This is a genomic window from Comamonas sp. GB3 AK4-5, assembly GCF_041320665.1.
GTDB lineage: Bacteria > Pseudomonadota > Gammaproteobacteria > Burkholderiales > Burkholderiaceae_C > Comamonas.
Genome location: NZ_CP166730.1, coordinates 4,822,495 through 4,848,268, shown reverse-complemented (window position 1 = coordinate 4,848,268; position 25,774 = coordinate 4,822,495). Strand labels below are relative to the sequence as shown.

Genomic DNA, 25,774 nt, shown 5'->3' with positions numbered 1-25,774 from the left:
AGCTTGGAATAGCCCCCGCGCTCACGGGGAGGCCCGCATACAATGTCCCGTTGGGTGCGACACGTTGTGTCGTTCTGCTTGGGTGGAGCATATCCATCCGCGACGATTGAGCCTTTGAAAATCGTACGGCCAGACCTCTCAAGGGACTGGCTCAAGGCACATTCTTCCTATCGGCCGTACCCATTGGGTCGGCACTTGTCACAGAAGCATCGGCTTGCCGACTGCTCTCTACCTGCGCGGGCGTCATTGCCCATGCAAGATCACGGGACACGTTTTCACGTGCGCCTGGGTCGCTTCACACCTTTAACCGACACCACAAGTGTCTGGACTCAAAGCAGAGCATCCTCCTGTAGGAGGTGTTCGACCGTGCATGCGATTTGACAATGGGAGAAACCGCAGAGCGCAACTCTGATCTGCCTTGTCGCACACCCAGCAATGGGTTGCTGCGACCTTGTGTGCGACCACAAGTAGCCTACGGTGACGTGCAGAACCAGTAATGGGTCTGTGCGAAGCTCACCTGACAACGTACCCCCGCGCAAGCGGCAGAGGCAATCCGTGAGGATGTCTTTGGAAGCTGCCAGCAGAAAGGCGGTGGAGGGGCTAGGCTAGTTTCGCATGGGCAACGTAAAGTGAATCATCGTCTGAACCTGGGTGAACATTAAATGGCCAAATCTGCTGATAGGCCATAACCAAAAGGTGCGCTGCCGGTATCACGCGTCCAACGTGCGTGATCGTCGTCATAGAGCAGTCCCAGGAGAGATGAGTCCTAAACGGACAGACAGGAAGCGGTGTGCGCCGTGGAATGTCGGTAGATCAGGGAACGTGGTAAGCCCCACTGTCCGCCCGCACGCCTTGGCGTGTGGGCAGGGAAGCCGTAAGGCGACCTGTTGGATGAGGGGGTATGGGATGGTGGAAAAAGCGAAGGGCTGCCTGTAATGGGTGGTATAGGGGTTCTTGCCCTGACGTGAAAGCGTGCCCACTTCCACTTGGTGCAACCGTCGTTAAACGACTGCATTTGTTTAAACCTAACCCGAAGGGATGGTGTGCGCATCCCTTCGGGGAGACGTGCGCCTTCTTGCTGGGTTCAACTCGGTAGGAGGAAAGCATGAGAAAACTCACCGGCGACGGCGAATCTGCGTCCTCACGCGAACCGCAGGACTGGCATGCCATTGATTGGCATCGGGTCGAGCAGTTTGTGAGAACGACGCAGAGACGTATAGCGAAGGCTACGCTGGAGAAGGACTGGCGCAAGGTGAAAGCCTTGCAACGGTCTTTGAACCACTCGTTTTCCGCCAGGGCACTGGCGGTAAGGCGAGTTACTGAAAACCAGGGCAAGCGAACGGCGGGAGTCGATCGCCAGCTTTGGGATTCACCTGCCCTGAAACGGGCGGCGATAGGTCGGTTAAAGCAGCAACGGGGGTATAGAGCTAAACCGCTTCGGCGGGTCTATATCCCCAAGTCCAACGGAAAGGAACGCCCTCTGGGTATTCCGACGATGTTGGACCGGGCCATGCAGGCGTTACACCTGTTGGGCCTGGAGCCTGTGGCGGAAACCACGAGCGATCCGAATAGCTACGGCTTTAGACGGAATCGTTCTACGGCGGATGCTATGGGGCAGATATTTATTTGCACCTCGCGAAAAGCTTCGGCTCAGTGGGTGTTGGAAGCGGATATCGAAGGCTGTTTTGACCATATCAACCACGACTGGCTGGTGCGTCATGTTCCTATGAACAAGACAATCCTGCGCAAGTGGCTGAAGGCCGGGGTGGTCCACCAGGGCCGCTTATCGCCAACCGAGGAAGGAACACCGCAAGGTGGAATCATCTCGCCAACTTTGGCGAATATGACGTTGAACGGGCTGGAAACAAACCTGGCTACGTATCTGGATACGCGCCATGGTGTGAAGAAGGCAAAGAAGCTGAAAGTCAATGTGGTCCGGTACGCTGACGATTTCGTCGTTACAGGTAGCTCCCAGGAGCTTCTGGAAACCGAAATCAGGCCGTGGATAGCAGCGTTCCTTGCACAACGAGGATTGCGACTGTCGCCGGAGAAGACCAAGGTCGTGCGCATAGATGAGGGCTTTGATTTCCTGGGGTGGAATTTCCGCAAATACAAGGGAAAACTACTCATCAAACCGAGCAAAAAGAATGTGAAAGCGTTCTATAGCAAGGTGAGGGGAATCCTGAAAACGCACATATCGGTGAAGCAGGAGGATCTCATCGCCAAACTGAATCCAGTCCTTCGGGGTTGGGCGCAGTACCACCAGCCGGTGGTGGCGAAAGAAGCCTTCAGTCGGATGGACAGCTTGATCTACTGGCGCCTTGTGCGTTGGTCGAGAAGGCGGCATCCGAATAAGTCTCGGCCATGGTGCAAAAGCCGTTACTGGCAGCGCATCAAGGACAGGGATGAGTTCGCTGCAACCGTGAAAACGGCAGAGGGTTCGCGTACGTGGAGACTGTTGAAGCTTGCGGATACAGAGATCGTGCGCCACGAAAAGATCAAAGGGGACTACAACCCCTTTGACCCTGCTTGGGAGGTCTATGGCGAGAAGTTGAGGACGAAGCGCATGCTCAAGAGCATGGCGTACCAGTACGAGACTTCGATGCTGTTCATCAAGCAAGACGGGCGTTGTGCGCTTTGCGCAGAATCTTTGGCCTACGAAGGCGGATGGCACGACCACCACATTGTTCGCAAGGTGGATGGAGGGTCAGACGCCATGTCCAACCGGGTGCTTCTGCATCCGGTTTGTCATACACGGCTGCATGCCCTAGGGTTGACAGTTACAAAGCCGGCCCCATAAGGGCTTTGAAGGGCATTGACAACGCTGGGTAGAATGGGAGATTCGCCCATCGTCAATGCCTGGTTGTGCTTGAGCCGGATGCGATGAAAGTCGCAAGTCCGGTTCTTAGGGGGGAATGATTCAGTAATGAATCGTTCCTACCCTACCCTGCGCCGCTTGCGACCGTGGGCAGCCATTTTTTGACCTAGAACATTCCAAACTGGAGTCTCTTCCGTGTTTATTTCTTCCGCTTTTGCACAGACCGCCCCCGCAGCCGCTGGTGGCAGCGACATGATGTCCTCGCTCACCGGCATGCTGCCGCTGGTGCTGATGTTTGTGGTGCTGTATTTTGTGATGATCCGCCCCCAGATGAAGCGCCAGAAAGAGCAGCGCGCCATGGTGGAGGCGCTGGCCAAGGGTGACGAAGTGGCCACCAATGGTGGCCTGCTGGGCAAGATCAGCGACCTGAACGAGCAATTCCTGTTCATCGAAGTGGCCGCTGGCGTTGTCGTGCAAGTGCAGCGCGGCGCCGTGCTGCAGGTGCTGCCCAAGGGCACCGTGACTACCAAGTAAGCCCACTTTTGTGAGTGGGCCGGACGGCCGTTGGCGCGCCCAGCCCTCTCACGCCCCGTGTGAGAGAAAAGCGCGATCATGAACCGATACCCGGTCTGGAAGTACGCGATCATCGTGATCGCGCTACTGGTGGGGGTGGTCTACACCCTGCCGAACTTTTTTGGTGAGGCGCCTGCCGTGCAGGTGTCCTCGGGCAAGTCCACCGTCAAGGTGGACGAGTCTGTGCTGCTGCGTGCGAGATCCGCGCTGGAAGCGGCCAATCTGCCCACCAACCACCTGGCCCTGGAAGGCACTTCGGTGCGGGCCCGCTTTGAGACGCCGGACGAGCAGCTCAAGGCCAAGGACGTGCTGCAGCGCGCCCTGATCACCGACCCCACGGACCCCGCCTATATCGTGGCGCTGAACCTGGTGTCGCGCTCGCCCGATTGGCTCACCGCCCTGGGCGCCAAGCCCATGTACCTGGGCCTGGACCTGCGCGGTGGCGTGCACTTCATGCTCCAGGTGGACATGCAGGCCGCGCTGACCAAGAAGGCCGAGTCGCTGGCCGGTGACCTGCGCACCATGCTGCGCGACAAGAACATCCGCCATGGCGGCATCAGCCGCGATGGCCAGACCGTGGAGGTGCGCGCACGCGACCAGGCCACGCTCACCGCTGCGCGCAACCTGGTTGCCGACCAGTTCCCCGACCTGCAGGCCACGGACGCCGCCGATGGCAACGACGGCTTTGTGCTGCGCGCCACCATCAAGCCCGAAGCCCTGCGCAAGGTGCAAGAACAGGCGCTCAAGCAGAACATGACCACGCTGCACAACCGTATCAACGAGCTGGGCGTGGCCGAGCCGGTGATTCAGCAGCAGGGCCTGGACCGCATCGTGGTGCAGCTGCCCGGCGTGCAGGACACGGCCAAGGCCAAGGACATTCTGGGCCGCACGGCCACGCTGGAAGTGCGCATGGTGGACGAGTCCACCGAGGCGCGCGCCGCCGAAATGGGCTCCGGCCCCGTGCCCTTCGGCGCCGAAAAATACCCGGACCGCAACGGCCAGTCGCTGATCGTCAAAAAGCAGGTGGTGCTGACTGGCGAGAACCTGACCGACGCCCAGCCCGGCTTTGACAGCCAGACCCAGGAGCCCACCGTCAACCTGACGCTGGACGCCAAGGGCGCCCGCGTCTTCAAGGACGTGACGCGCGAGAGCGTGGGCAAGCGCATGGCCATCGTCTTGTTCGAAAAGGGCAAGGGCGAGGTGGTCACGGCGCCAGTGATCCGCACCGAAATTGCGGGTGGCCGCGTGCAGATTTCCGGTCGCATGACCACCATGGAAGCCAGCGACACCGCGCTGCTGCTGCGCGCCGGCTCGCTGGCCGCGCCCATGGAAATCATCGAGGAATACACCATCGGCCCCAGCCTGGGCGCCGACAACATCAACCGCGGCATTCACTCCGTGGTCTGGGGCATGGTGGCGATTGCCGTCTTCATGTGCCTGTACTACATGGTGTTTGGCGTGATCTCCACCATCGCGCTGTCGGTCAACGTGCTGCTGCTGATGGCCGTGCTGTCCATGATGCAGGCCACGCTGACCCTGCCCGGCATTGCCGCCATGGCCTTGGCCATTGGCGTGGCCATCGACTCCAACGTGCTGATCAACGAACGCATCCGTGAAGAGCTGCGCGCCGGCGCTTCGCCGCAGGCGGCCATCCAGGCCGGCTACGAGAACGCCTGGCACACCATCCTGGACTCGAACGTGACCACGCTGATCGCTGGTCTGGCCCTGCTGGCCTTTGGTTCCGGTGTGGTGCGCGGCTTTGCCGTGGTGCACTGCATCGGCATCGTCACCAGCATGTTCTCGGCCGTGTTCTTCTCGCGTGGCCTGGTCAACCTCTGGTATGGCCGCCGCAAGAAGCTCAAGAGCGTGTCCATCGGCCAGGTGTGGAAGCCGGAAGGCGATGAGCACCGTTCCGTGGCCGCTCGCGGCAACAGCAATTAAGGAGGCGGACTATGGAATTCTTCCGCATCAAAAAAGACATCCCCTTTATGAAGTACGCGTTGATCCTCAACGCGGTGTCCTTCATTACCTTTGCCCTGGCGGTGTTCTTTCTGTTCTCGCGCGGCCTGCACCTGTCGGTGGAGTTCACCGGTGGCACGGTCATGGAAGTGGCCTACCAGCAGACGGCTGACATCGGCAAGGTGCGCGACAAGGTGTCCAGCCTGGGCTACCAGGACGTGACGGTGCAGAACTTCGGCACCTCGCGCGACGTGATGATTCGCCTGCCGGTGCAAAAAGGCGTGACCTCGGCCCAGCAAAGCGAGCAGGTGCTGACGGCGCTGAAGGCCGAAGACCCCGAAGTCACGCTGCGCCGCACCGAATTCGTCGGCCCGCAGGTGGGTGAGGAGCTGGTGCATGGCGGCCTGATGGCCCTGGGCATGGTGGTGCTGGGCATTGTGATCTACCTGGCCTTCCGCTTCGAGTGGAAGTTCGGTGTGGCCGCGGTGATCGCCAATCTGCACGACGTGATCATCATCCTGGGCTTTTTCGCCTTCTTCCAGTGGGAGTTCTCGCTGTCCGTGCTGGCCGGCGTGCTGGCCGTGCTGGGTTACTCGGTCAACGAATCCGTGGTGATTTTTGACCGGATCCGCGAGGCCTTCCGCAAGTTCCGCAAGCTGTCCACGTCCGAGGTGATCGACCACGCCATCACCTCGACCATGAGCCGCACCATCATCACCCACGCTTCGACCGAAGCCATGGTGCTGTCCATGTTCTTCTTTGGCGGCCCCAGCCTGCATTACTTTGCGCTGGCGCTGACCATTGGCATCTTGTTCGGCATCTATTCCTCGGTGTTTGTGGCCGCAGCCATTGCCATGTGGCTGGGCGTGAAGCGTGAAGACCTGGTGAAGGTGCCAGTCAAGCGCGAAGGCGATGCCGGCGACCCTAATTCGGGCGCGGTAGTTTGAGACACCCCCCTGAGGCGCTGCGCGCCTTCCCCCCGCTCTCGCATCGCACGGCGATGCGGGCAGGGGGACGACAGCCTCGCTGCGGGGCGGCCCTTGCTCGCTGTCCCTGACTTTGGGCCGCGCCAGTTCTTCAGGCTGTGCGCCTCTGACAGATTGCAAAAAAGCAGCTTCGGCTGCTTTTTTGTTTTTGGAGCATCAGAGTGAAAGCCTTGTGGAGGAGATGTGCTCGCCCACTGGGCTGCACAGCCCCACTCCTGCTGAAATCCCAGCCAATATCGCTATTTATTCAAGAGCGTGTTGGGCGCGCTGGTGTTGCGTGAGCGGGCGTTTGGTTCGAGAAGTCTTCAGCCGCGCACCATGCGCTGGAATAGCCCGCCGGGCAGGCGTGCTACCAGACCATCCAGCTCCTGCTCCAGCAGCCAGGCCTGCAGGGCGGCGGTGTCCCAGCCGGTGAGGGCTTGCAACTGGTCCAGGCCCATGGGGTCAAAGCCCAGCGCGGCCAGCACGGGGTGTTCTTTGTGTGCCGACGCTGGTGCCGGTGTGCTTGCTGCTGTCGCGGTTGCCGCTGCGGCGGCCGTGGGTGCTGCAACGTCGGGCCAGGGGAGCAGCTCCTCCAGCATGTCCTGTACCGTCTCCACCAGCTTGGCGCCCTGGCGCAGCAGGGCGTGGCAGCCTTTGGACTGGGGGGCGTGGATGGAGCCGGGAATGGCAAACACTTCTCGTCCCTGCTCGGCCGCGAGCCGGGCCGTGATCAGCGAGCCCGAGGCCAGGGCCGCCTCCACCACCAGGGTGCCGGCGGACAGCCCGGCAATCAGCCGGTTGCGTTTGGGAAAGTTGGGGGCCAACGGGGGCGTGCCCAGCGGGTATTCGCTGAGCAGCAGGCCGTGGGTCATCACCTGCTGGGCCAGCGCGGCATGGCGGCGGGGGTAGATCACATCCAGCCCGGTGCCCAGCACGGCCACGGTGCAGGGGCTGTCGGCGCGGGCCGCCTGCAGCGCGCCCTGGTGGGCGGCTGCGTCCACCCCCAGGGCCAGGCCGGAGATCACACACCAGCCCTGGGATGCCAGCGCCAGGCCGAATTGGCGGGCATTGGCATCGCCCTGCGGCGTGGGGTTGCGCGAGCCGACGATGGCCAGTGCGCGGCGGTGGTCCACCAGGGGCGCGGGTTGGTCCAGCCAGTGGCTGGGGCCGGCGACGTAAAGCATCAGCGGCGGGTCTTCGGTCTGCAGCAGTGCGGGTGGATAGCGCGGGTCACCCAGGGTGATCAGGGCATGGGCGCGGCCATGCTCGCGGGTCTGCAACCAGTCCTGAGCGCGGGCCAGGGCGTTGTCCCAGTCGGGCGGGAGGCTGGCGAGGGCGGTGGCCTGTGCGGGGCTGACGCAGGCTTGCAGCGCGCTGCAGGTTTGCGCCAGCACGGCCTGGGGCGTGCCAAAGCGGGCCAGCAGGCGACGGGCTGCGGTGTTGCCAACGCCCGGCGTCAGGGCCAGGCGCAGCCAGGCGGCCAGCTCGGCAGGGGGCAGTTGCAGGTTGGTGGGCGTGGTGTTCATTGCGGTGTGACCATCTTGTCGCCCACTTGCACGCCGTAGCGCCCCTCCATCAGCAGCACATAGGCTACGCGCTCGAAGGCCAGGAACACCAGGGCGGCGCCGTTGTCCTCGTCCGGCAGCTGGATCCAGTCTTGCGTGGCGCTGGTCTGGTCGCGCAGGCGTTGGCCTTGGGCCACCACGGCCAGCACATGGCCCATTTCCAGTCCGTCGCGCAGGCCTTTGTTGATGGCCACCACCTGCTGGGGAGCGCCGTAGCGCAGGGCGGTGCTGGTGTAGAGCTTGAGCACCCGCGCCTCCAGCGCGAAGTCGGGCGCATGCGGGGTATAGCTGCGAAAGCTGCGCGCGGGTTCAGGTAGCAGCCGGTCGCCGGCGCGGATTTCTTCCTTGCTGCGCAGCAGCTCCAGCGTGGCGGGTAGATAGGGTGCGGTGCGGCTTTGCGCGGCCTCGGGGTTGGGCTGCTCGCTGCGTACCAGGGCGGCCGTGCCCAGGTAATGGGCCTCATAGCCCAGCAGCTCGCTGCTGACCGGGTCCTGGAGCGCAAGAGCATCGCGAAAGATGCGGAACTGCAGGGGCGCATCGGCCGTGCGCAGGGGGCTGTGGGCATCGCCACGGGCGTAGACGCGGTCGCCCTGTGCCATGAGCACACGCTCGTCCGTGGTGGCCACCAGGCGGGGGGCGGCCTGTAGCTGTTCCGGGGAAACCACCAGAGGCTCGGCCAGAAAGGGCGCGATCAGATGGGGCGGCAGCGTGGCCAGGGCCTGCTGGGGCGGAGGGTCTGCACGGCTGCGAGGGGACAGGTGCAGGGTCTCGCCTTCGCCGCTGCCGGGGGGCGCGATGTGCAGGCGGGCATATCCGTTGTGCCGCTCCAGCACCAACTGCTGGCCGGGGTAGATCAGCTGCGGGTTGTGGATGCGCTCGGGGTTCATGCCCCACAGCGCGGGCCAGCGCCAGGGCTGCTGCAGAAACAGGCCCGCGATGCGCCACAGCGTGTCACCGGGCTGGACGGTGTAGTGCGTGGGGGCCTGGGTTGCAAGTGCGGACTCGGGAAGGCTGCGTGGGGGCGAGGCGGGCAGGCCGGCAGCCCCGACCTCTGCGCCGGCCGTGGTCGCGAGGCTGACGAGCAGCGGACCTGCCAGCATCCAGGCGCGTGCGGCGGCGGCGGCGGCGGTGAGCATGCAAGTCCTCCTCGGAGATGGTGCAGCACCCTGGTGGCAGTCAGCAGCAGGGCGAGAAGTCATTCTGGTGGCATGCCCATGCGGAAACAAGATGTATCGGGCACCGTGCAGCTGGCAGCGGGGAAAAAGAGGACAATAAAAAGGTCAATCCTCGCGTCTAACCATGTCCATTCTCAATATTCTCTGCTACCCCGACTCGCGCCTGCACAAAGTGGCCCAACCTGTTGCCCAGGTGGACGACCGCATTCGCCTGCAGATAGCGGACATGTTCGAGACCATGTATGACGCCAATGGCATAGGCCTGGCCGCCACGCAGGTGGATTTTCACCAGCGCCTGCTTGTTATTGACGTCTCGCAGGACAGGGACCAGCCCCTGGTACTGATCAATCCCGAAATTTTGTGGGCCAGCGAGGAGAAACAACTGGGCGAGGAAGGCTGTCTGTCCGTCCCCGGTATTTACGATGGAGTGGAGCGCTCCATCGCTGTGAAGGTGCAGGCGTTGGACGAGCATGGCCAAAGCCGTGTGATCGAAGCCGACGGCCTGCTGGCCATCTGCATTCAGCATGAGATGGACCACCTGATGGGCAAGGTCTTCGTCGAATATCTTTCTCCATTGAAGCGCAACCGCATCAAGACCAAGATGGTCAAGCTGCAGCGCGAGGCAGAACGCATATGACGCCGTCCCTATCTCTGCACCTTCATACCGTACGCTGGGCCTGCGCCCTCGCCTGCGCTGCAGCCCTGGTCGGCTGCGCCGTCCCCGAATGGCAAAAGCCTGGCACGCCGGCCAGCCAGATCCAGAAAGACATGGGCAGCCCCCAGGTGCGTAGCCCCCTGCCCGAGGGTGGCGAACGCTGGGTCTACAGCCGCCAGCCCATGGGCCAGCAGGTCTACCACTTTGATTTTGATAGCGCCAAGCATCTGCTGAGCGTGCGCCAGGTGCTGGAGGCTTCCGAGTTCAATCGGCTGCGCCCCGGCGTGGACACCCGCGACAGCGTCTACCAGGTCTTTGGCAAGCCTGCGATGGTGGAACATGTCGCCAGCTTCAAGGGCGATATCTGGACCTACCGCATCTACGAGAACGGAAGCGATAGGCAGGCCCATGTTTTCCTCGACCCGCAGTACGTCGTGCAGCGCGTCATGTTCACCGATGAACGACACCGTGATGACGACCGCCACTGAGGCGGCCTGCCATTCCCCCGCCGCCTGAGTTTGGCCCAGGGCCTGCCGGCCCTATGCCGGGCTCCTTTGCGTCTGAGAGTGCATGAAAGTGATTTTTGCCGGCACGCCCGATTTTGCGCGCGTGGCCCTGGAACGGCTTTTACAGGCCGGTTTTGAAGTTCCCCTGGTGCTGACCCAGCCCGACCGCCCCGCTGGTCGTGGCATGAAGCTGCAGGCATCGCCCGTCAAGCAGTGCGCGCTGGAGCACGGTATCCGCGTGGCCCAGCCGCGCAGCCTGCGTCTGGATGGTAAATACCCCGAAGACGCAGCCCTGGCCCGCCAGGCCCTGCTGGATGCCGGTGCCGACGTGATGGTGGTGGCCGCCTACGGCCTGATCCTGCCGCAGTGGGTGCTCGATCTGCCGCCCAAAGGATGTCTCAACATCCACGCCTCCATCCTGCCGCGCTGGCGCGGTGCGGCGCCCATACACCGCGCCATCGAGGCCGGTGATGTCGAAACCGGCGTGACCATCATGCAGATGGACATAGGCCTGGACACCGGCGATATGTGCCTGCTGGAGCGTCTGCCCATCGAAGCCCGCGACACCACGGCCAGCCTGCACGACAAGCTGGCGACGCTGGGCGGTCGCCTGATTGTGGAAGCACTGGAGATGGCGGCCTGCGGCGGCCTGCCGCGCACGCCCCAGCCTCTAGAGGGTGTGAACTACGCCCACAAGATCGAAAAGGCCGAAAGCGCCATGGACTGGCGCCTGGATGCAGAAGTGCTGGACCGGCGCCTGCGCGCCTTCAACCCCTTCCCCGGCGGCAGCACGCAGCTGGGTGACGAGACCATCAAGCTCTGGACGGCCACCCCCGAGGCCTTGCCCGAAGCACCGGGCGGCGACGCCCGTCCCGGCCAGGTGCTGGCAGCGGATGCCGACGGCGTGCTGGTGGCCTGCGGCCAAGGCGCGCTGCGCCTGACACAGCTGCAGCGCGCCGGCGGCAAAAAACTGGCGGCCGGCGACTTTCTGCGCGGCTTTGAGATTCCCGTGGGCACCATGCTCCAGCTGCCGGAGCAGCCATGAACCAAGCCACCGTCCTGTGGCAGCGTGCCACGGGTATCGCACGCCAGCCTGCTTTCCGACTGGGCGTACGCGACGTGCTGGGCACCATGCCCGGCATCTCTGCCTGGGGTTTGGTGACGGGTGTGGCCATGGTCAAAAGCGGCATGCCGCTGCCGCTGGCCGTGTTCATGACGCTCACCGTCTACGCCGGCAGTGCCCAACTGGCCGTGCTGCCGCTGCTGGCCGTGGGTGCACCGCTGTGGGTGCTGTGGTTCACCGCGTTCTGCGTGAACCTGCGCTTTGTGATTTTGAGCACCATGTGGCGCAACTTCTTCTCGCATCTGCGCCTGCGCCATCGCCTGGCGATCGGCTACTTCAGCGGCGATGTGATCTTTGTGGCCTTCAGCAAGCGCTACCCCACAACGGCCAAGCAGCCCGAGCAGGTGCCCTACTTCTGGGGTGCGGCGATCTCCAACTGGCTGGGCTGGCAAATCCCTTCGCTGGCCGGCGTCTACCTGGCCAACGAGATTCCCCTGTCCTGGGGCCTGGGCTTTGCCGGCGTGCTGGCGCTGCTGGGCGTGCTGTATTCCATGCTCAACGATCGCGCCACCTGGGTGGCCTGTGCCGTGGCCTCACTGGCCGCCGTGGCCGCGTTTGCATTGCCGCTCAAGCTCAACATCCTGACGGCGATTGCCGCTGCCGTGGCCGTGGGCCTGCTGATGGAGCAGGCCGAGCGCCGCGCCGCCCGCCTGCGCCCGCTGCCGGCCGTGCGTGCCCCCGATCCGGCCAAGGGCGAGCACCACCCGGTGCTGCCGCTGGATGAGACCCCGCCCCATGGCAGCGAAGCCGCCCGTGCGGCTGCGCAAAAGGAGTGCGCATGAGTGGCGGAGAACATTGGATCTGGGGTTATGTGGCCGGCCTGGGGCTGGCGGCGATCACGCTGCTCACGCGCGCCTTTTTCATGATTCCCGACAAAGAACTGCCCATGCCGGAATGGCTCAAGCGCGGCCTGCGCTATGCGCCACTGGCAGCCTTGGCGGCCGTGATTGCCCCCGAACTGGTGATGAGCAACGGCCAGCTGATTCACACCCTGGTGGATGCGCGCCTGCCGGCCCTGGTCTGCGCCACCGCCTACTTCTGGTGGAAGCGCGGCATTCTGGGCACCATCGTGGTGGGCATGGTGGTGTATTTGCCGCTGCACATCGGCCTGGGGTGGTGAAAAACAGGAGCTGCTCCTGCAAGCAGAAAGCCGGTTTGCAGATCAAAATCATCTGAAACCCCGCAAAGGAGCGCATCAGGCGCTCCTTTTTTATTCGATTCTTTTGCGGGTATACGGCGCACGCAGTTGGCGCTGCCCATGCCAGGGCACCGCGCAAGGGCCGCCCCGCCGCGCTGGTGCCGTCCCCCCCCTCGCGCAGCGAGAGAGAGGGGGAAGCGGCGCAGCCGCTCAGGGGGTGGAGTTACTTCCCTCTTTCTGCATAGCGCGTAAAGCGCAGGGCCTGGCCTTCGGCCTGGATGCGCTGCCACACGGCGCGTTTTTGCACGGGAGTGAGTTCCAGCCACTGCTGCACTTCGGCAAAACTGCGCCCGCAGCCCTTGCACTGGGCATCGCCCTGGCTGGTGGAGCAAATCGCGATACAGGGCGTGTCCGGCTGCGTCTCGTACCAGGCCAGCCAGGCTTGCATGGCGGCGGTGGACAGGCTGGCCGGGCTCACTTCTTGTGCGCCGGCATGGATCAGCCGCGCATACACCGGAGCCAGCGCCCGTACCTCGGGTGCCAGGCGCACGCCGTCAGGGCTGGGACGCAGGCGCCGCCAGTGGTTGATGGCGGCTTCGATGTCGGAAATGTGGATGGATGCCATTGGCCGCAAGCGTAGACCAAAGTCTGCGGCGCGGTGGCAGCGGCACACAAAATCCATACGCGCAGAGGCGGTCCTGCGGCGTGGCCGCCATCAGTTTTTGGGCTGGCTGGGGGCGGTTCCCATCGCCCGCAAAAAGCGCTGCTGCAGTTGCAGCACTTCCGACAGGCTCAGGGCCTGGTAGGGCAGGCCATGCTGCGGCGCGGTGCGGGCAATGATGTGGCTGAGCGCCGGGTAATGGCGGTGACTCCAGTGGGGAAACAGGTGGTGCGTCAAATGCAGATTGCCGCCGCCCAGCCAATAGCCCAGCCAGCGTGGCCGGGTGTTCCAGTCCAAGGTGGTGAGCAGGATATGCGTGCAGCGGCCATGTGCCATGCCTCCGCTGGCGGGGCGCTCGAAGAAGCGGGCCGTGGCCCAGTGGGTGCCCACCAGCAGCATCACGAAGAACAGCGAGGACAGCATCTGGCTGAGCAAATAGCACAGCAGGATGTAGGACCAGGAAAACTGGCCCAGGCCGAGCTGCCAGGGCAGCCACAGGGCCAGCAGAAAATGCCCGCTCTTGCCCAGCAGGAAAAAGCCCCAGCCACGCCAGCCGGCAGGCAGGCGGGCGCTGACCTTGGTTTGGCCGGCGCGGTCCAGCCAGTCCATCAGCCAGATATACCAGGGGAAGGTCAGTGCGGCCACCAAGGGCCAGTACAGCGGCTGGTAGCGCATAAAGGGCTTCCAGCGGTGCCAGGGCGCCTGGCGCAGCACGCCGTTGGCATCGATGTCCGGGTCATAGTCTTCGATGTTGACGTGGGCATGGTGCAGCTGCACATGGCGCACCCGCCAGCATTCAGGGTCCAGCCCCAGCGGCAGGGTGACGAGGCGGTTGAGCCACAGGTTCGCGCGAGGGCGGCGAAAAAAAGCGCTGTGCGATGCGTCGTGCACCACATTCACCGTCAGCAGCATGCCGCTGGTGATAAAGCCCAGATAGACCGCAAAAAATCCGCTGGCGCTGGTGGCGCCGAGCACCCCCAAATAGCACAGCCCGCACACAACACACAGCAGGCACAGCTTGGCCAGCATGCCCAGGTCGGCAAAGCGGTGTTCCTGGTGCTCAACCAGCCAATCCTGCGAGGCCTGGCGCAGCGCCTGCGACAGCGCCCGGTCCTGGTGGCCAAAGGGCAGAGGGGGCAGGCGCTGTGGGCTCACACCGCATCCTCCTGCCCCATGCGGCGCAGAAAACGGCGCTGTGAGGCCAGCAGCTCGCGGTAGCTGATGCGGCGGTACGGCATCCCATGCTGGTGTGCCAGCTGGGCCACCCTATCCGCCAGTGCGGGGTAGTGGCGGTGGTGCCAGCCAGGGAAGAGGTGGTGGGTCAGGTGGTAGTTCAGGCCACCGGTGAACTGGTTCAGCCAGCGCGGCGAGGTCTCCCAATCACAGGCGGTGACAAAGTTGTGCCGGTACCAGCCATGCTCCATGACCCCACCGGGAGCGGCCTGGAAAAAATCGGCTTCTGCCCAGTGCGTGCCCAGCAGCAGATAGACCACCAGCAGCGAGGCAAACATCTGGCTCAGCACATAGGCCAGCAGCATGGTGCTGGTGGCCACACCGTGGGCGTGGGCGGCCCACAGCGGCAGCGCCAGCACCAGCAGCACATGGCCGAGCTTGCTCAGCAGAAAAAGGCACCAGCCTTGGGTGGACGCCAGCTCCCGCTCCTGGCGCAGCGGCGTGCGGCCCAGGCGGTCCGACCAATCGAAGACCCAGGCAATCCACGGCAGCGACAGGCCGGCAATCATGGGCCAATACAGATGCTGGTAGCGCATATAAGCATGTCTGCGCTGGAAGGGCGTTTGCCGGAAAAAGCCGTTCTCTTCGGTGTCGAGGTCGTAGTGCTCGATATTGGCGTAGAGATGGTGAAAGCGCACATGGCGCAGTCGCCAGAACTCTGGCTCTATGCCCAGGGGCAAGGTGACGACGCGCCCTGCGAGCCGGTTGAGCCAGGCTTTGCGGAAAAAGACGTTGTGCGAGGCATCGTGGTTGACCACCACATTCAGCAGCATGCTGAGGGCAATGGCCAGGAAATAGCCGGCAAAAAACACGGCATCGTGGCTGCTGGCAAGCATCACCCCGTAGCTGCCACAGGCCAGCAGCAGCAAGAACAAGGCCTTGAGTTGGTCGAAGCGGCTGGCATAGCGATGGTCGCCGCTGGCTTGCAAATAGGCGCGGGCGGCCTGGTGCAGCGCGCGGTGGAAGGCCTGCTCCTGGCCGGAAGCAAAGCGCAGCGGTGGCAGGGTATCAGGCATGGAGGTGCTCCTCCTGGGCCGGTGCCGGGACAGGTAGTGGCTTGCGCCCCCAGCCTGCCAGCACGCAGGTGGCATGCAGCACCAGAAGCGCAGCGCAGCCCAGCCACAGCGGTGCATGCCATCCCAGCCATAGCGGGAAAATCAGGGCATAGGCCAGGGTGGTCCACCACCAGACATACAGACCCCAGCGGCGCCCGTCCGCGATGGCGCCCAGGGCGACCGAGCCCACAGCCAGCACGACCAGCAAGGCCGCTTGCGCGGCAGAAAACGCCTGCCAGCCGTAGTCATAGCGTTGGATATAGCCCAACACCAGGGCAAACAGCGGGGCAGCGCCGAGGAAGACCATCAGCGCATGGCTTTGGAAAGCGGGCGCTTGCGGGCGCGGTGTGGGCTGGCTGCCGGGGCGCAGCAGGCGCACAAAGGGCAGATTGCTTTCCAGCCCCGGGTTGTGCGATGCCTGGCTGCCTTTGATGCCATAGACGTGCTGGCTGCGGTCCGCAGACTGTCGGAAAGTGCCAAAGCATTTGTCCCACAGAATCAGGCTGCCGCTGAAGTTGCTGTTGCTCCAGGCACGTTCATGCAGGTGGTGCACGCGGTGGTGGCTGGGGGTCACCAGAATTTTTTCCAGCCAGCCCAGGGAGCCGACCAGGGCGTTGTGGTTGATCAGCTGCAAGGTGTAGTGGATCAGGGAGACGGTGATGAACTCCGACAGCGACACACCGATGAGGGCCAGTGGGAGGAAGAAAGGGATTGAGGTGAGCGACGAATACCAGGAGTTGCGCACCCCCAGCGACAGATTGAAATGTTCGCCCTGGTGGTGCACGCTGTGCACGGCCCACAGCCAGCGCCAGTTGTGGTGGCTGCGATGCAGCCAGTAAAAGCAGAAATCCCAGGCCAGAAAAGCAAACAGCCAGCGCCAGACGGGCGCCACATGCTCCAGCAGCTGCAAGCTGAAGTGCTGGGCCACGGCGCCATAGCACAGCACTTCCAGACCGCGAAACAGCCACAGCATGATGTGGCCGGAGTTGAGGTTGAAGATCACGTCCTGCCAGCACACCTTGCGTGCCAGGCCCCACTGCAGCACCGCGGCTTCGCCCAGCACCAGCACGGCCATCATCAGCACCGGAATGACCAATTCACTCATGGCATATCTCCTGTCGCTCGCAGCCGGCGTTGGCCTATGGCCTGTGCCAGCACCCCGGCAGCCAAGGCCAGCGCCGTGCCCGCCAGCACATCGACAAAGAGGTGGCGGCGCAGCTGCAGTATGGAAAAACCGATCAGCAAGGCCCAGAGCAGGGCTAGTATCGTCAGCCCCTTGTGACGGGCCTTGGCAATGGCCCACACGGCCAGCAGACTAAGTGCCATGTGCAAAGAGGGCAGGCAGTTTTGCGCTGAATCGAACTGGGTCAGCAGGGTCAGCAGCCGGGCGCTGAGGCCGGTGTCAATCACCTTGGGGTAGACCATGGTGGTAGGCCACAGCATATAGACCATGCCTGCACCCAGCGCGGCCAGTTGCATGGCGCGGCGCAGCCAGGGCAGAGTGGACAGCGGTGTCAGCAGATAGCCGCAGGGGATCAGCAGAAAGAACGAGAGATACAGCCAGATGGCTTGGGGCGAGAAGGGAATGAGCTGGTCTACCCAACCCGGGGCCATCAGGCGCCCGGGCGCCTGCCAGCGATCGCTGAAGTGGTAGACGATGCCCACGCTGCCCCAGCCCAGCAGCATCTGCCAAAGACGCAGGGATAACAGCTTCATGCGCTGGGCTCCCAGCGCCGGATGATGCGGCGGCGTTTGCGGTCGAACTGCGCGGGAATGGGCTGTGCCGCCTGGGTTTCCCAGTGCAGCTGTGCGGTGTCTACCCCCTGCTGCTGCAGACATTGGACCAGGCCCTGGCGTACCCGCTCCAGCGTGGGCGCATCGCAGGTGGCGCTCAGGTGCAGGGTGTCGGCAGACCGCTGCTCCAGGCGGTAGTCGCTTTCCAGGGGCAGCTGCTGCGCCAGAGCCCGGCTTAGCAGGTCGGCAAAAATCGTCTGGCGCTGGCCTTGTGCATTGGCCAGCAGCAGCTGGTCATCCTGGCGGCCTTCGATGGCCGTGATGACGCGCGCGGGATTACCGCAGGGACAAGCCTGGTGGGTGGTGTGCAGCACATCGTCCAGCCGGTAACGGACTATGGGCTGGGTGTGGCGCGTGAAATCGGTGATGACGGGGATGAAGCGCTGGCCATCCAGCCACTGCGGCTCTATGTGCACAAATTCTTCGTTGAGATGCAGGGCGCCATGGGCGCAGCTGGCGGCGAGAAAACCTTCGGTGGCCTGGTAGACCTCGGCCACCTGTGGGGCGCAGCGCTGCAGCAGCTGGCGGTCCTGGGGTTCCAGTACTTCGGCCACCGAGATCATTTTTTTGAGGCCTGGCAGTGCCAGCCGGCCTGCGGCATGTTCCAGGGCCAGCGCGCGCAGCACCTGGGCCGGCGCCACGATAATGGTCGGCGCCTGCTGTTGCAAACGCTGTAAATGCCCCGCAAAAGGGCTGAACAAATCGTAGAAGTCCAGGCTGAGCCAGCGGCTGTTGACGGCCTGATAGAGATTGCTGTCGGCACGCAAAAACAAGGCTACGCGCTCGCCTGCCATCAGTCCGTCGGGCAGCATCTTGGCCAGCATGCCGCCGGCCCAGATCTGCTGCTCACGTGGGCTGACCACAAACAGGCCACGTTGCCCCGAGGTGCCGGAAGACAGGCCCACGCTGAATCGGCCCACCTTGGGCACAAAGTCGCGCTCCTGCTCGCTGCGCAGTGCACAGTCCAGCAGCATGTCCTTGCGCAGACCGGCCGTGTTCATGGCATCGAAATGCGCCATCATCAGCGCCTTGTTCATCTCGGGCCAGCGCGTGAAGGGCTGGTCGATCAAGCGGCTGAACCAGGGGCTGTGGGCCAGGGTGCGGCGGATAAAGCGCTGCAGCTGCCGCTGCTGCCAGGCCTCCAGTGCGGCGCGCGTGGCAAAGCGCAGGCGCTTGGCGCGCCAGTAATGCCACAGTGTCCAGGGGAGGTTCATAGATCGCCCTCGTGCGAGAGCAGGATTTGCACCTTGCCGCCGCGCCACAGCTGGTGAAGGCGTTCCAGGGTTTGGTAGTAGGCGCGGGGCTGGTCCATCACCACATTCGCCAGCACCGAGGGGCCGCGCAGCTGCTGGTAGCCCGTGGGCGACCAGGCCGCGTCGCCGGCCAGCAGCACCCAGCCTTGCTCGCCGCGCACAAAGGCGCCGAAATGCCCAGCCGCATGGCCGGGCAAGGGGACGAAAACGATGTCGCCCTGGCTGTGGGGCAGGGCATAGCCCTGGGTGAAAGGCTGGAGCTCGGGGGGCAGGGCGGTTTCGGGGAAATGCTCGAAGAACTGCAGCCGGCCGGCAATGTCCTCGGGCACCAGGGCCGGCACAAAAGCTTGTCGGAGGGCGGCCAGGCCTTCCAGGCGGTGGATGCGGTTCCAGCCTTCTTCCGAACAGAGAACCGGTGTGCCGGGAAAGTCGCGCAGCCCGGCCATATGGTCGCCATGCAGGTGTGAAAGCAAAATGCCCTGGAGATCGGCCGGCTGCAGCCCGTGCGCCGCCAGCTGGGCCACCATGGCCTCGCGCGGGTCGAAATACACGGGGGTGATGCGGCGGTAAAGGTGGAAGATGCCTTGACGGGTGGCGCGTTCAAACCACTCGGCATAGCCGGTGTCCCACAGCCAGTGCCTGTCGCCCACGGAAAGCAGCCAGGTGCGGGCCGGAAATTTGCAGACCCTGAAACCCGCGCCCTTCAGTGCCATGCAAGCGATATGGGTGCAGTAGCCCGCTTCAAAGCTTGTGATCTTTGCCAACTCAAAATCCCTGTTGCCGCAGCCATGCCGCTGTGTGTGCAATGCCTTGCTGCTGGGTGAAGCGCGGCTGGTAGCCCAGCAGCGAGCGGGCCTGGCTGGCGTCCAGCGTCATATCGAAGCAGACGGCGCCTACGCTGTAGCGTGTCAACAGCGGCTCCTTGTGGGTGACGCTGGCCAGGCCTTCCAGCAGCGTCGCCAGCCCATAGAGCAGCGGATAGGGCAGGGCGCGTATGCGGTAGTGAAGACCAAGCTCTTGTTGCAGCAGCTGGTGCAGCATTTCGGCCAGTGTGCGAGGTTGCTGGTCGCTGATGTTGAAGACCGCGCCATTGGGCAAGTTGGCCTGGGTGGTGGCCAGGTGCATGGCGTGCACCACGTTGTGCACAAAGCTCAGATCGCAAATGGCCTGGCCACCGCGTGGCAGGCGCAATATGCCGCGTTTGCGGTCCAGTTGCTGCAGCAGGCGGGGCAGGATGACGCGGTCATGGGGACCGTACAGGCCGCGCGGGCGTAGCATGCTCCATTGCGTTCCGGGGTACTGGGCAACGGCCTGGGTGATTTCTTGCTCAGCCTGCCATTTGCTGTGGGCGTAATGGCTGGAAAAGCGGCGCGCCCGGTAGCTCTCCGGCAGCATCAGGTGGTGCTGGAAATCAAAGTACACCGCAGGCGTGGAGATATGCACAAAGCGGGGCACGCCCTGCTGTCCGGCGGCCTGGGCCAGCATCCGGGTGGCTTGCACATTGTCGCGGTGAAAGTCATGGGCCGCCCCCCAGGGGGCAGAGCGTGCGGCGCAATGCCAGACGGCATCGCAGCCTGCGACCAGGCGCAGGCCATCCTCCGGCGAGGCATGGCCGAGGTCCATGGACACAAAGTCTGCGCCCAGCTGCTGCAGCGCTGCGCCGGCCTCAAGGTTGCGACCGACCGCGCGCACCTGCCAGCCTTGCTCCAACAGCCAGGCCGTTGCATTGCGCCCCAACCCACTGGTGGCCCCCGTGACCAGCACCTTCATGGCAGCAGCACCATGCCTGACAGCGTCAAACCTGCGGCGGTGCCAATCAGCATCAGGGGCTTGCCGGGCTGCACCCGCCCTTCGCTGTAGGCGTGGTGCAGTGCCGTGGGGATGGAGGCCGCCACCTGGTTGCCGTGGTGGCGGTAGATGTCGATGAGCTTTTCCGTGGGGACATGCAGGCGCTGGCGCATATGTTCCAGAGACAGATGGCTGGCCTGGTGGGGCACCACGGTGGCGATGTCGTCCAGTGTCAGACCGCTGCATTGCAGCAGGCGCTCGAAATAGTCTTCGATCAAAGAGGACGCCAGGCGGAACAGGGGCTTGCCTTGCATGTGGAACAAAAAATCGCTTTCCTGCATGCCTGCCCTGGGGTTTTTGCGGGTTCCTCCGGCGCGAATTTCACAGAAGTCGCTGCCCTGGGTGTAGACCTCGGTCAAGCAGCCCAGGATGCCGCTGCTGCCATCGCCCCGCTCCACGATGGCGCAGGCCGCGCCATCGCCAAAAATAAAGGACGACTCCTCGTGCTGCCAGTCGATACCGCGCGAGGCGATATCGGCCGAGACAATGGCAATGCGTTGATAGGCGCCGCTTTGCAGCAGGCCCGCGGCCACCTGCATGGCCGTGATGAAGCTGACACAGCTGCTGTTGACATCAAACCCGGGCGTGCCGGCAGGCAGGCCTGCGGCCTTCAGAATGTGCACCGCGCTATAAGGCAGAGCCTGCACCGCGATGGCCGAGGCAGAAATCAGCAGGTCCACGGAGTCGGCTGGGATGTGATGGCGGTCCAGCGCGTCATGCAGGGCCGCGGCTGCCAGTTCGGCCTGGCTGGCGTTGTCGCTGGCGTGGTAGCGCCATGCAATGCCCGAGCGTTTTTCCACATAGCCGCGGGGCTTTCCCAGCCTTGTATCCAACTCAGAAGAGGTCACCCGTTGTTCGGGGAGCGCAACACCGGTCGCCGCAATTTTGATGGAGTGTTGTGTTTTGGTGTGGGTCAATCTCGGCGTACTCGCGGTTTGTTCCATTTTTACGTAGAATCGGCAGTCATTCAAAGGGGAGTAGTTCCTCGTTTGTGGCGCATCACTTGCTGCGCGCTACAAACGGATGGCAGGTCGTCAATACGAAGCCTTGTGCTTCCGGCCTGTCAGGCACGGCAACAGCCGCTGTCGAACAAGACCTTTGAGCCACTGGTTTTCAAAGGTCGGCTCAAAGCGCTCCCCACCGCACACATCGCGCGTGGCGGGTATTGCTTCTACTTCCGATCCTGAAAGCCTGGTTTCCAAGGTGCGGCCGAGTGCGGCCATCATGCGACAACGAGGACTTTTGACTATGGATTTGGACTTTCTCACCCACACCCCGTTCTGGATTGCACTGGGTCAGATCATCATCATAGACATCTTGCTGGGTGGCGACAACGCGGTGGTGATCGCGCTGGCCTGCCGCAAGCTGCCGCCCGAGCAGCGCAGAAAGGGCATTATTTACGGCACGGCGGGTGCCATCATCTTGCGCGTCATCCTGATCGCTTTTGCCATGACGCTGCTGGCGCTGCCCGCATTGAAGCTGGTTGGCGCACTGCTGCTGGTGTGGATCGGTATCAAGCTGATTGCCCCCGATGAAGAAGGCCACGACAACATCCAGGGCAGCGACAAGCTGTTTGCCGCCATCAAGACCATCATCGTCGCCGACCTGGTGATGTCGGTGGACAACGTGATCGCCATTGCCGGCGCTGCCCAAAGCTCGGGCGAGCACCAGATGCTGCTGGTGACCCTGGGCCTGCTGATCTCCATCCCCATCATCGTCTGGGGCTCGCAGCTGGTCATCAAGCTGATGGAGCGCTTCCCTATCATCATCGTGGCCGGCGGCATGCTGCTGGGCTGGATTGCCGGCGGCATGCTGGTGACCGACCCGCTGTTCGTCAACACGGCGAAGTGGACCTGGATGCCGAAGCTGGGTACGCTGGATGAAAACGGCATGGCCCAGATCTCCACCACTTTGTACTGGGCTGCCCACATCGGCGGTGCACTGCTGGTGCTGGCCCTGGGCAAGATGGTTGCGGCCAAGAAGGGTAAGTCGAGCGGCGAAAGCCACGCTGCCTAAGCAGCGCTCACTGCGACTGCCACCTGCGGCGGCCTAAGTGGGCCGCTGCTGGCCGGGCAGGCCGGCGTGAAGCCAGACTCCGCACAGCGCGGGAACCAAGTTCCCCCGGAGCTGCTCTATCGCCGGCCTGCCTTTTTTTTATCCCCAGCCGTGATGCACCTGTTTTGCAGGGCGACACCGAACCCGAGGAATTCCATGGAAACCATCATCGTGTACCTGGACGACGCTGCTTACGCCCAGCCGTTGCTGCAGTCCATGTCCCAGGCGCCGCATGCTGCACGCACCCACTGGGTGGTGGTCGCCTGCGCGCCGCGCATCACCCACCGGGTGAGCAAATGGGTCAGCAACCGTGCCCGCGAAAACTGGCGCAGCAAATGGGCCGACAAGCTGTTTGCCGAAGCCCTGCCCCAGCTGGAGCGCAGCGGCGGCAAGGTGACCTCGTTGCTGGCCCGTGGCCCCTTGGCTGAGGTGGTGGAGCAGTTGCGCACCGAGTTGGCTATCTCCCCACAGATCGTGGACTTGCGTCGCCCCAAGCTGGAGACCCAGGGCAATGCCGTGCAGGTGGGGGCCGACATGGCTGCGCCGGCCAAGCTGCAGGCCGGCCGCTCCTTCCCATCGCTGCTGGCCAGCCTGTTGGGCCTGGGCTTTTTGCTGGAAGAAGTGCTGCAGTAAATACGGTTGCAAGTACTGCAGTAATAAGGGCTGCAGCCAGCGTCACCAGGTCGGTGTGGCGCTGGCGCCCATCTGTCGCAGCGCGAGCCGGTGCGCTATGCTGCGGCCCATGAAGCTGCTATTCAAATGGATTCTCAGCGCTTGCGCGCTGCTGCTCGTGGCCTCGGTCTACAGCGGGGTGCAGGTGCAAAGCTTTGGCTCGGCCCTGTGGGCGGTGGTGGTCATCAGCTTGCTCAACATGCTGGTGCGCCCCATCTTGGTGGTGTTGACGCTGCCCGTCACGCTGCTGACCGTGGGGCTTTTTCTCTTTGTGCTCAACGGCCTGATGTTCTGGGCCGCCGCCAATATGCTGTCCGGCCTGCATGTGAACGGGTTCTGGGCGGCCGTGTGGGCCGCCATCCTCTACTCCGTGCTGGGCATGGTCATCGAGTCAGCGCTGGCTCGTCTGTTCCCGCAGCAGTGATTGCACCTCGCGCAAGCGGGTGTCGATAATGGAGGCCTCGAAATGGTCGGCCTGGGCACCACTGCGCTGGGCCAGTTGCTGGCCTGCCTTGAAGCGGTCCACGGCGGCCGCGTAGTCATACTGAGCGACAAAGGCCTCGGCCTCGGCCCGCAGCGCGCGCAGCGGCTGGCCGGTTTCGCGTGAGGCACGTGCCAGGGCCTGCCAGGCTGCAGCATCGTGCAGATGCTCGCTGACCCAGGTTTGCAGGGTAGCCGCCACATCGCCGCTGCGGCGCAGCATGGAGGTCGCCTGGGCGCGCAGCAGTAGCGTGGCGCGCTCATCTTCCGGATTGTGGTGCGGCGCAGCGGGGGCGGGCGGCAGTTGCTCCAATCTTTGCAATGCCAGCTGCGGCTGGTTGCGTGCCAGGGCCAGTTCGGCCGCCAGCCACAGCGTTTGGCGCTGGGCTGCGGCATCGCTCTGGGTCAGGGCCTGCAGCGTGGGCAGCATGGCTTCGGCAGCGGACAGATCGCGCAGCTGCAACAAGCCGAAGATGGCCGCATACAGTGCACCGGCTTGCTGCGCGGGCGATTGCTGGGCAAAGCCGCTGCTGGCGGGCAGGGCGGCCCACTGGCGCAGGGCGTCGGGCCCGGGGCGGGTCAGCACCCGGGCGCGGGAGCTGACCATGGTGTGCTCCATGGTGGGCGGCTTGGCGGCTGCGGCCTGGCCCAGCATCTGGGTGCGGGCCTGCATATCGGCCATGCGCTCGGTGGTCAGCGGGTGGCTGCGTAGATAGGGCCAGCTGCCGTTGTCGTTGATGCGGTTGGCCTGCTGCAGGCGCTCGAACATGCTGGCAAAGCCTGCTGGTGCAAAGCCTGCTGGCGCCATCAGGCTGTACCCCACGCGGTCGGCCTCACGCTCCATGTCGCGTGAGAAATTCAGCTGGTTCTGCACCGCCAGGGCCTGGCCCCCCATCATCATGGCCATGCCTGCATCCGGGCTCTTGGTGGCGGCCAGCGCGCCCAAAATCATGCTGCCAATCATCAAGGGCGTGCTGCGCTTGTCCTGGGCAATCAGCCGGGAGATATGGCGCTGGGTGACGTGGCTTAACTCGTGGGCCAGCACCGAGGCCAGCTCATCGCGCGTGGCCACGGCGCTCACCAGGCCCAGGTGCACGCCCAGAAAGCCGCCCGGCAGGGCAAAGGCGTTGATGCTGCGGTCACGGCCCAGCAGTACCTCCCAGGCAAAGCGCTCGTTCAGCTCGGGTGACAGCTCGCCGCGTTGCTCCGAAGTCTCTTTCAGCGGATACCAGATGCCCATCACATAGCTGTGCACCACGGGGTCGTCTAGGTAGTCCGGGTCGCGGTAGAGCTGGCGGGCAATGCTGTCGCCGATGCGGCGCTCGTCATTGGTGGTGATGTCGGCGCCATCGCCCATGCGCGGCAGGGGCGTGCCCTGGCTTTGCGCCTGCGCCAAAGGCAGATAGGTTGGCGCAAGATTCAGAAAAATCGTAGCACCCAGTGCTGACAGGATATACGCCAAAGGCTTTTTTCGCTGTGAATGGTGCATGGCAAAAATCGGGTGAGAAACACAGTCTGTACGGCCCGCTGCAGCGCGCATTGCGCCCGCAGCCCCATGGGTTATGGCTGGCGCTATACCCTTGGCGACAGCCGCAGGCTGCAGGGGGCTTGCCCCTCTATGATGCCTGTAATCCCCAAACGTTCCGCGCTGTACCCCTGTCCCTGTATGCCCACCCGTGGCGCAGGAGGTGGTGGCCGCTTCTGTGCATGACCTCTATGACCGACCAACTCACACACTTCGACGCCCATGGCCAAGCCCATATGGTGGACGTCGGCGGCAAGCCCGACACCCACCGCGTGGCAGTGGCCGAAGGCCGCATCGTGATGGCGCCTGCCACCCTGGGCCTGATCGCCAGCGGCACGGCCAAGAAGGGGGATGTGCTGGGCATTGCCCGCATCGCCGGCATCATGGCCGCCAAGAAAACCAGCGAGCTGATCCCGCTGTGCCACCCCCTGGCTTTGACCCGCGTGGCCGTGGACTTTGCGCTCCAGGAAGCCGAAAACGCTGTGCATTGCACGGCCACTGTGGAAACCCGTGGCCAGACCGGCGTGGAAATGGAGGCACTGACGGCCGTGCAGGTGGCGCTGTTGACCATCTACGACATGTGCAAGGCCGTGGACAAGCGCATGTGCATGGAAGGGGTGCGGGTGCTTGCTAAACAAGGCGGCAAGTCGGGTGACTGGGCCATAGACGCAGCCTAAAACTCAAAAAGCGCCTTCGGCGCTTTTTTTGCCAGAGGCGG

Annotated in this window: 25 protein-coding genes; 13 read left to right on the top strand and 12 right to left on the bottom strand. The window is 63.8% G+C overall.

Annotated features, from left to right (window positions below; all coding sequences use genetic code 11):
- The first annotated feature begins 1,105 nt into the window (after positions 1-1,105).
- The 4 genes from ltrA (at position 1,106) to secF (ending at position 6,297) form a co-directional block, all read left to right on the top strand.
- Entirely contained in the window at positions 1,106-2,800 is a 1,695-nt protein-coding gene (gene ltrA, locus ACA027_RS21475) for a group II intron reverse transcriptase/maturase (RefSeq protein ID WP_370680215.1), read from the top strand.
- 213 nt (positions 2,801-3,013) lie between these two features.
- The gene (gene yajC / locus ACA027_RS21470; RefSeq protein WP_370680214.1) at positions 3,014-3,352 is read left to right on the top strand and encodes a preprotein translocase subunit YajC; all 339 of its coding nucleotides are present in this window, start codon (positions 3,014-3,016) and stop codon (positions 3,350-3,352) included.
- A 78-nt stretch (positions 3,353-3,430) separates the two neighbouring features.
- Complete coding sequence (gene secD, locus ACA027_RS21465; RefSeq protein WP_370680213.1) at positions 3,431-5,332, top strand: protein translocase subunit SecD; 1,902 nt, start codon at positions 3,431-3,433, stop codon at positions 5,330-5,332.
- A gap of 11 nt (positions 5,333-5,343) precedes the next feature.
- On the top strand, positions 5,344-6,297 hold the full coding sequence (gene secF, locus ACA027_RS21460) for a protein translocase subunit SecF (protein WP_370680212.1): 954 nt from the start codon (positions 5,344-5,346) through the stop codon (positions 6,295-6,297).
- 344 nt (positions 6,298-6,641) lie between these two features.
- Here the strand turns inward: secF and dprA are convergent, their stop codons facing one another.
- Positions 6,642-7,844, bottom strand: a complete 1,203-nt coding sequence (gene dprA / locus ACA027_RS21455; RefSeq protein ID WP_370680211.1) for a DNA-processing protein DprA — start codon at positions 7,842-7,844, stop codon at positions 6,642-6,644.
- Entirely contained in the window at positions 7,841-9,019 is a 1,179-nt protein-coding gene (locus tag ACA027_RS21450; RefSeq protein WP_370680210.1) for a LysM peptidoglycan-binding domain-containing protein, read from the bottom strand. Before ACA027_RS21450 ends, dprA begins: the two co-directional genes overlap by 4 nt.
- Positions 9,020-9,182: 163 nt before the next feature.
- Here ACA027_RS21450 and def point away from each other — a divergent pair, with 163 nt between their 5' ends.
- The 5 genes from def (at position 9,183) to ACA027_RS21425 (ending at position 12,462) form a co-directional block, all read left to right on the top strand.
- A complete protein-coding gene (gene def, locus ACA027_RS21445) occupies positions 9,183-9,695 on the top strand; it encodes a peptide deformylase (protein WP_370680209.1) in 513 nt (170 codons plus the stop codon).
- Positions 9,692-10,201 (top strand): hypothetical protein, encoded by a 510-nt coding sequence (locus ACA027_RS21440; protein ID WP_370680208.1) that lies wholly within the window; start codon positions 9,692-9,694, stop codon positions 10,199-10,201. Before def ends, ACA027_RS21440 begins: the two co-directional genes overlap by 4 nt.
- 82 nt (positions 10,202-10,283) lie before the next feature.
- Positions 10,284-11,264 (top strand): methionyl-tRNA formyltransferase, encoded by a 981-nt coding sequence (gene fmt, locus ACA027_RS21435; protein WP_370680207.1) that lies wholly within the window; start codon positions 10,284-10,286, stop codon positions 11,262-11,264.
- Positions 11,261-12,124 (top strand): AzlC family ABC transporter permease, encoded by an 864-nt coding sequence (locus ACA027_RS21430; protein WP_370680206.1) that lies wholly within the window; start codon positions 11,261-11,263, stop codon positions 12,122-12,124. Before fmt ends, ACA027_RS21430 begins: the two co-directional genes overlap by 4 nt.
- Entirely contained in the window at positions 12,121-12,462 is a 342-nt protein-coding gene (locus tag ACA027_RS21425) for an AzlD domain-containing protein (protein WP_370680205.1), read from the top strand. Before ACA027_RS21430 ends, ACA027_RS21425 begins: the two co-directional genes overlap by 4 nt.
- A 241-nt stretch (positions 12,463-12,703) precedes the next feature.
- Here the strand turns inward: ACA027_RS21425 and ACA027_RS21420 are convergent, their stop codons facing one another.
- The 9 genes from ACA027_RS21420 to ACA027_RS21380 form a co-directional block, all read right to left on the bottom strand.
- Entirely contained in the window at positions 12,704-13,105 is a 402-nt protein-coding gene (locus tag ACA027_RS21420; RefSeq protein WP_370680204.1) for a DUF3717 domain-containing protein, read from the bottom strand.
- Between the two features lie 90 nt (positions 13,106-13,195).
- Positions 13,196-14,296 carry a fatty acid desaturase gene (locus tag ACA027_RS21415; RefSeq protein ID WP_370680202.1) on the bottom strand — a complete coding sequence of 367 codons (1,101 nt, stop codon included), beginning with the start codon at positions 14,294-14,296 and terminating at the stop codon, positions 13,196-13,198.
- Entirely contained in the window at positions 14,293-15,390 is a 1,098-nt protein-coding gene (locus ACA027_RS21410; RefSeq protein WP_370680201.1) for a fatty acid desaturase, read from the bottom strand. Before ACA027_RS21410 ends, ACA027_RS21415 begins: the two co-directional genes overlap by 4 nt.
- Entirely contained in the window at positions 15,383-16,534 is a 1,152-nt protein-coding gene (locus ACA027_RS21405; RefSeq protein ID WP_370680200.1) for a sterol desaturase family protein, read from the bottom strand. Before ACA027_RS21405 ends, ACA027_RS21410 begins: the two co-directional genes overlap by 8 nt.
- Positions 16,531-17,145: a phosphatase PAP2 family protein gene (locus ACA027_RS21400; protein WP_370680199.1), complete on the bottom strand. Its 615-nt coding sequence runs from the start codon at positions 17,143-17,145 to the stop codon at positions 16,531-16,533. The genes ACA027_RS21405 and ACA027_RS21400 overlap by 4 nt, the downstream gene beginning before the upstream one ends.
- The gene (locus tag ACA027_RS21395) at positions 17,142-18,437 is read right to left on the bottom strand and encodes a F390 synthetase-related protein (protein ID WP_370680198.1); all 1,296 of its coding nucleotides are present in this window, start codon (positions 18,435-18,437) and stop codon (positions 17,142-17,144) included. The genes ACA027_RS21400 and ACA027_RS21395 overlap by 4 nt, the downstream gene beginning before the upstream one ends.
- Positions 18,434-19,240 carry an MBL fold metallo-hydrolase gene (locus tag ACA027_RS21390; RefSeq protein WP_370680197.1) on the bottom strand — a complete coding sequence of 269 codons (807 nt, stop codon included), beginning with the start codon at positions 19,238-19,240 and terminating at the stop codon, positions 18,434-18,436. Before ACA027_RS21390 ends, ACA027_RS21395 begins: the two co-directional genes overlap by 4 nt.
- A gap of 1 nt (position 19,241) precedes the next feature.
- Positions 19,242-20,246, bottom strand: coding sequence for an NAD-dependent epimerase/dehydratase family protein (locus ACA027_RS21385; protein WP_370680196.1), 1,005 nt, complete (start codon positions 20,244-20,246; stop codon positions 19,242-19,244).
- Positions 20,243-21,172 carry a 3-oxoacyl-[acyl-carrier-protein] synthase III C-terminal domain-containing protein gene (locus ACA027_RS21380; protein ID WP_370680195.1) on the bottom strand — a complete coding sequence of 310 codons (930 nt, stop codon included), beginning with the start codon at positions 21,170-21,172 and terminating at the stop codon, positions 20,243-20,245. Before ACA027_RS21380 ends, ACA027_RS21385 begins: the two co-directional genes overlap by 4 nt.
- Positions 21,173-21,572: 400 nt before the next feature.
- Here ACA027_RS21380 and ACA027_RS21375 point away from each other — a divergent pair, with 400 nt between their 5' ends.
- From ACA027_RS21375 to ACA027_RS21365, 3 genes are all read left to right on the top strand, one after another.
- A complete protein-coding gene (locus tag ACA027_RS21375) occupies positions 21,573-22,340 on the top strand; it encodes a TerC family protein (protein ID WP_370680194.1) in 768 nt (255 codons plus the stop codon).
- Between the two features lie 195 nt (positions 22,341-22,535).
- Positions 22,536-23,012 (top strand): hypothetical protein, encoded by a 477-nt coding sequence (locus ACA027_RS21370; RefSeq protein WP_370680193.1) that lies wholly within the window; start codon positions 22,536-22,538, stop codon positions 23,010-23,012.
- A 109-nt stretch (positions 23,013-23,121) separates the two neighbouring features.
- Positions 23,122-23,475 (top strand): phage holin family protein, encoded by a 354-nt coding sequence (locus ACA027_RS21365; RefSeq protein ID WP_370680192.1) that lies wholly within the window; start codon positions 23,122-23,124, stop codon positions 23,473-23,475.
- Here the strand turns inward: ACA027_RS21365 and ACA027_RS21360 are convergent.
- Positions 23,443-25,020: a M48 family metalloprotease gene (locus ACA027_RS21360; protein WP_370680191.1), complete on the bottom strand. Its 1,578-nt coding sequence runs from the start codon at positions 25,018-25,020 to the stop codon at positions 23,443-23,445. The two genes, ACA027_RS21365 and ACA027_RS21360, sit on opposite strands and share 33 nt — an antisense overlap.
- A gap of 218 nt (positions 25,021-25,238) precedes the next feature.
- Between ACA027_RS21360 and moaC the strand changes: the two genes are divergently transcribed.
- Positions 25,239-25,733 (top strand): cyclic pyranopterin monophosphate synthase MoaC, encoded by a 495-nt coding sequence (gene moaC / locus ACA027_RS21355; protein WP_370680190.1) that lies wholly within the window; start codon positions 25,239-25,241, stop codon positions 25,731-25,733.
- Positions 25,734-25,774: the final 41 nt, after the last annotated feature.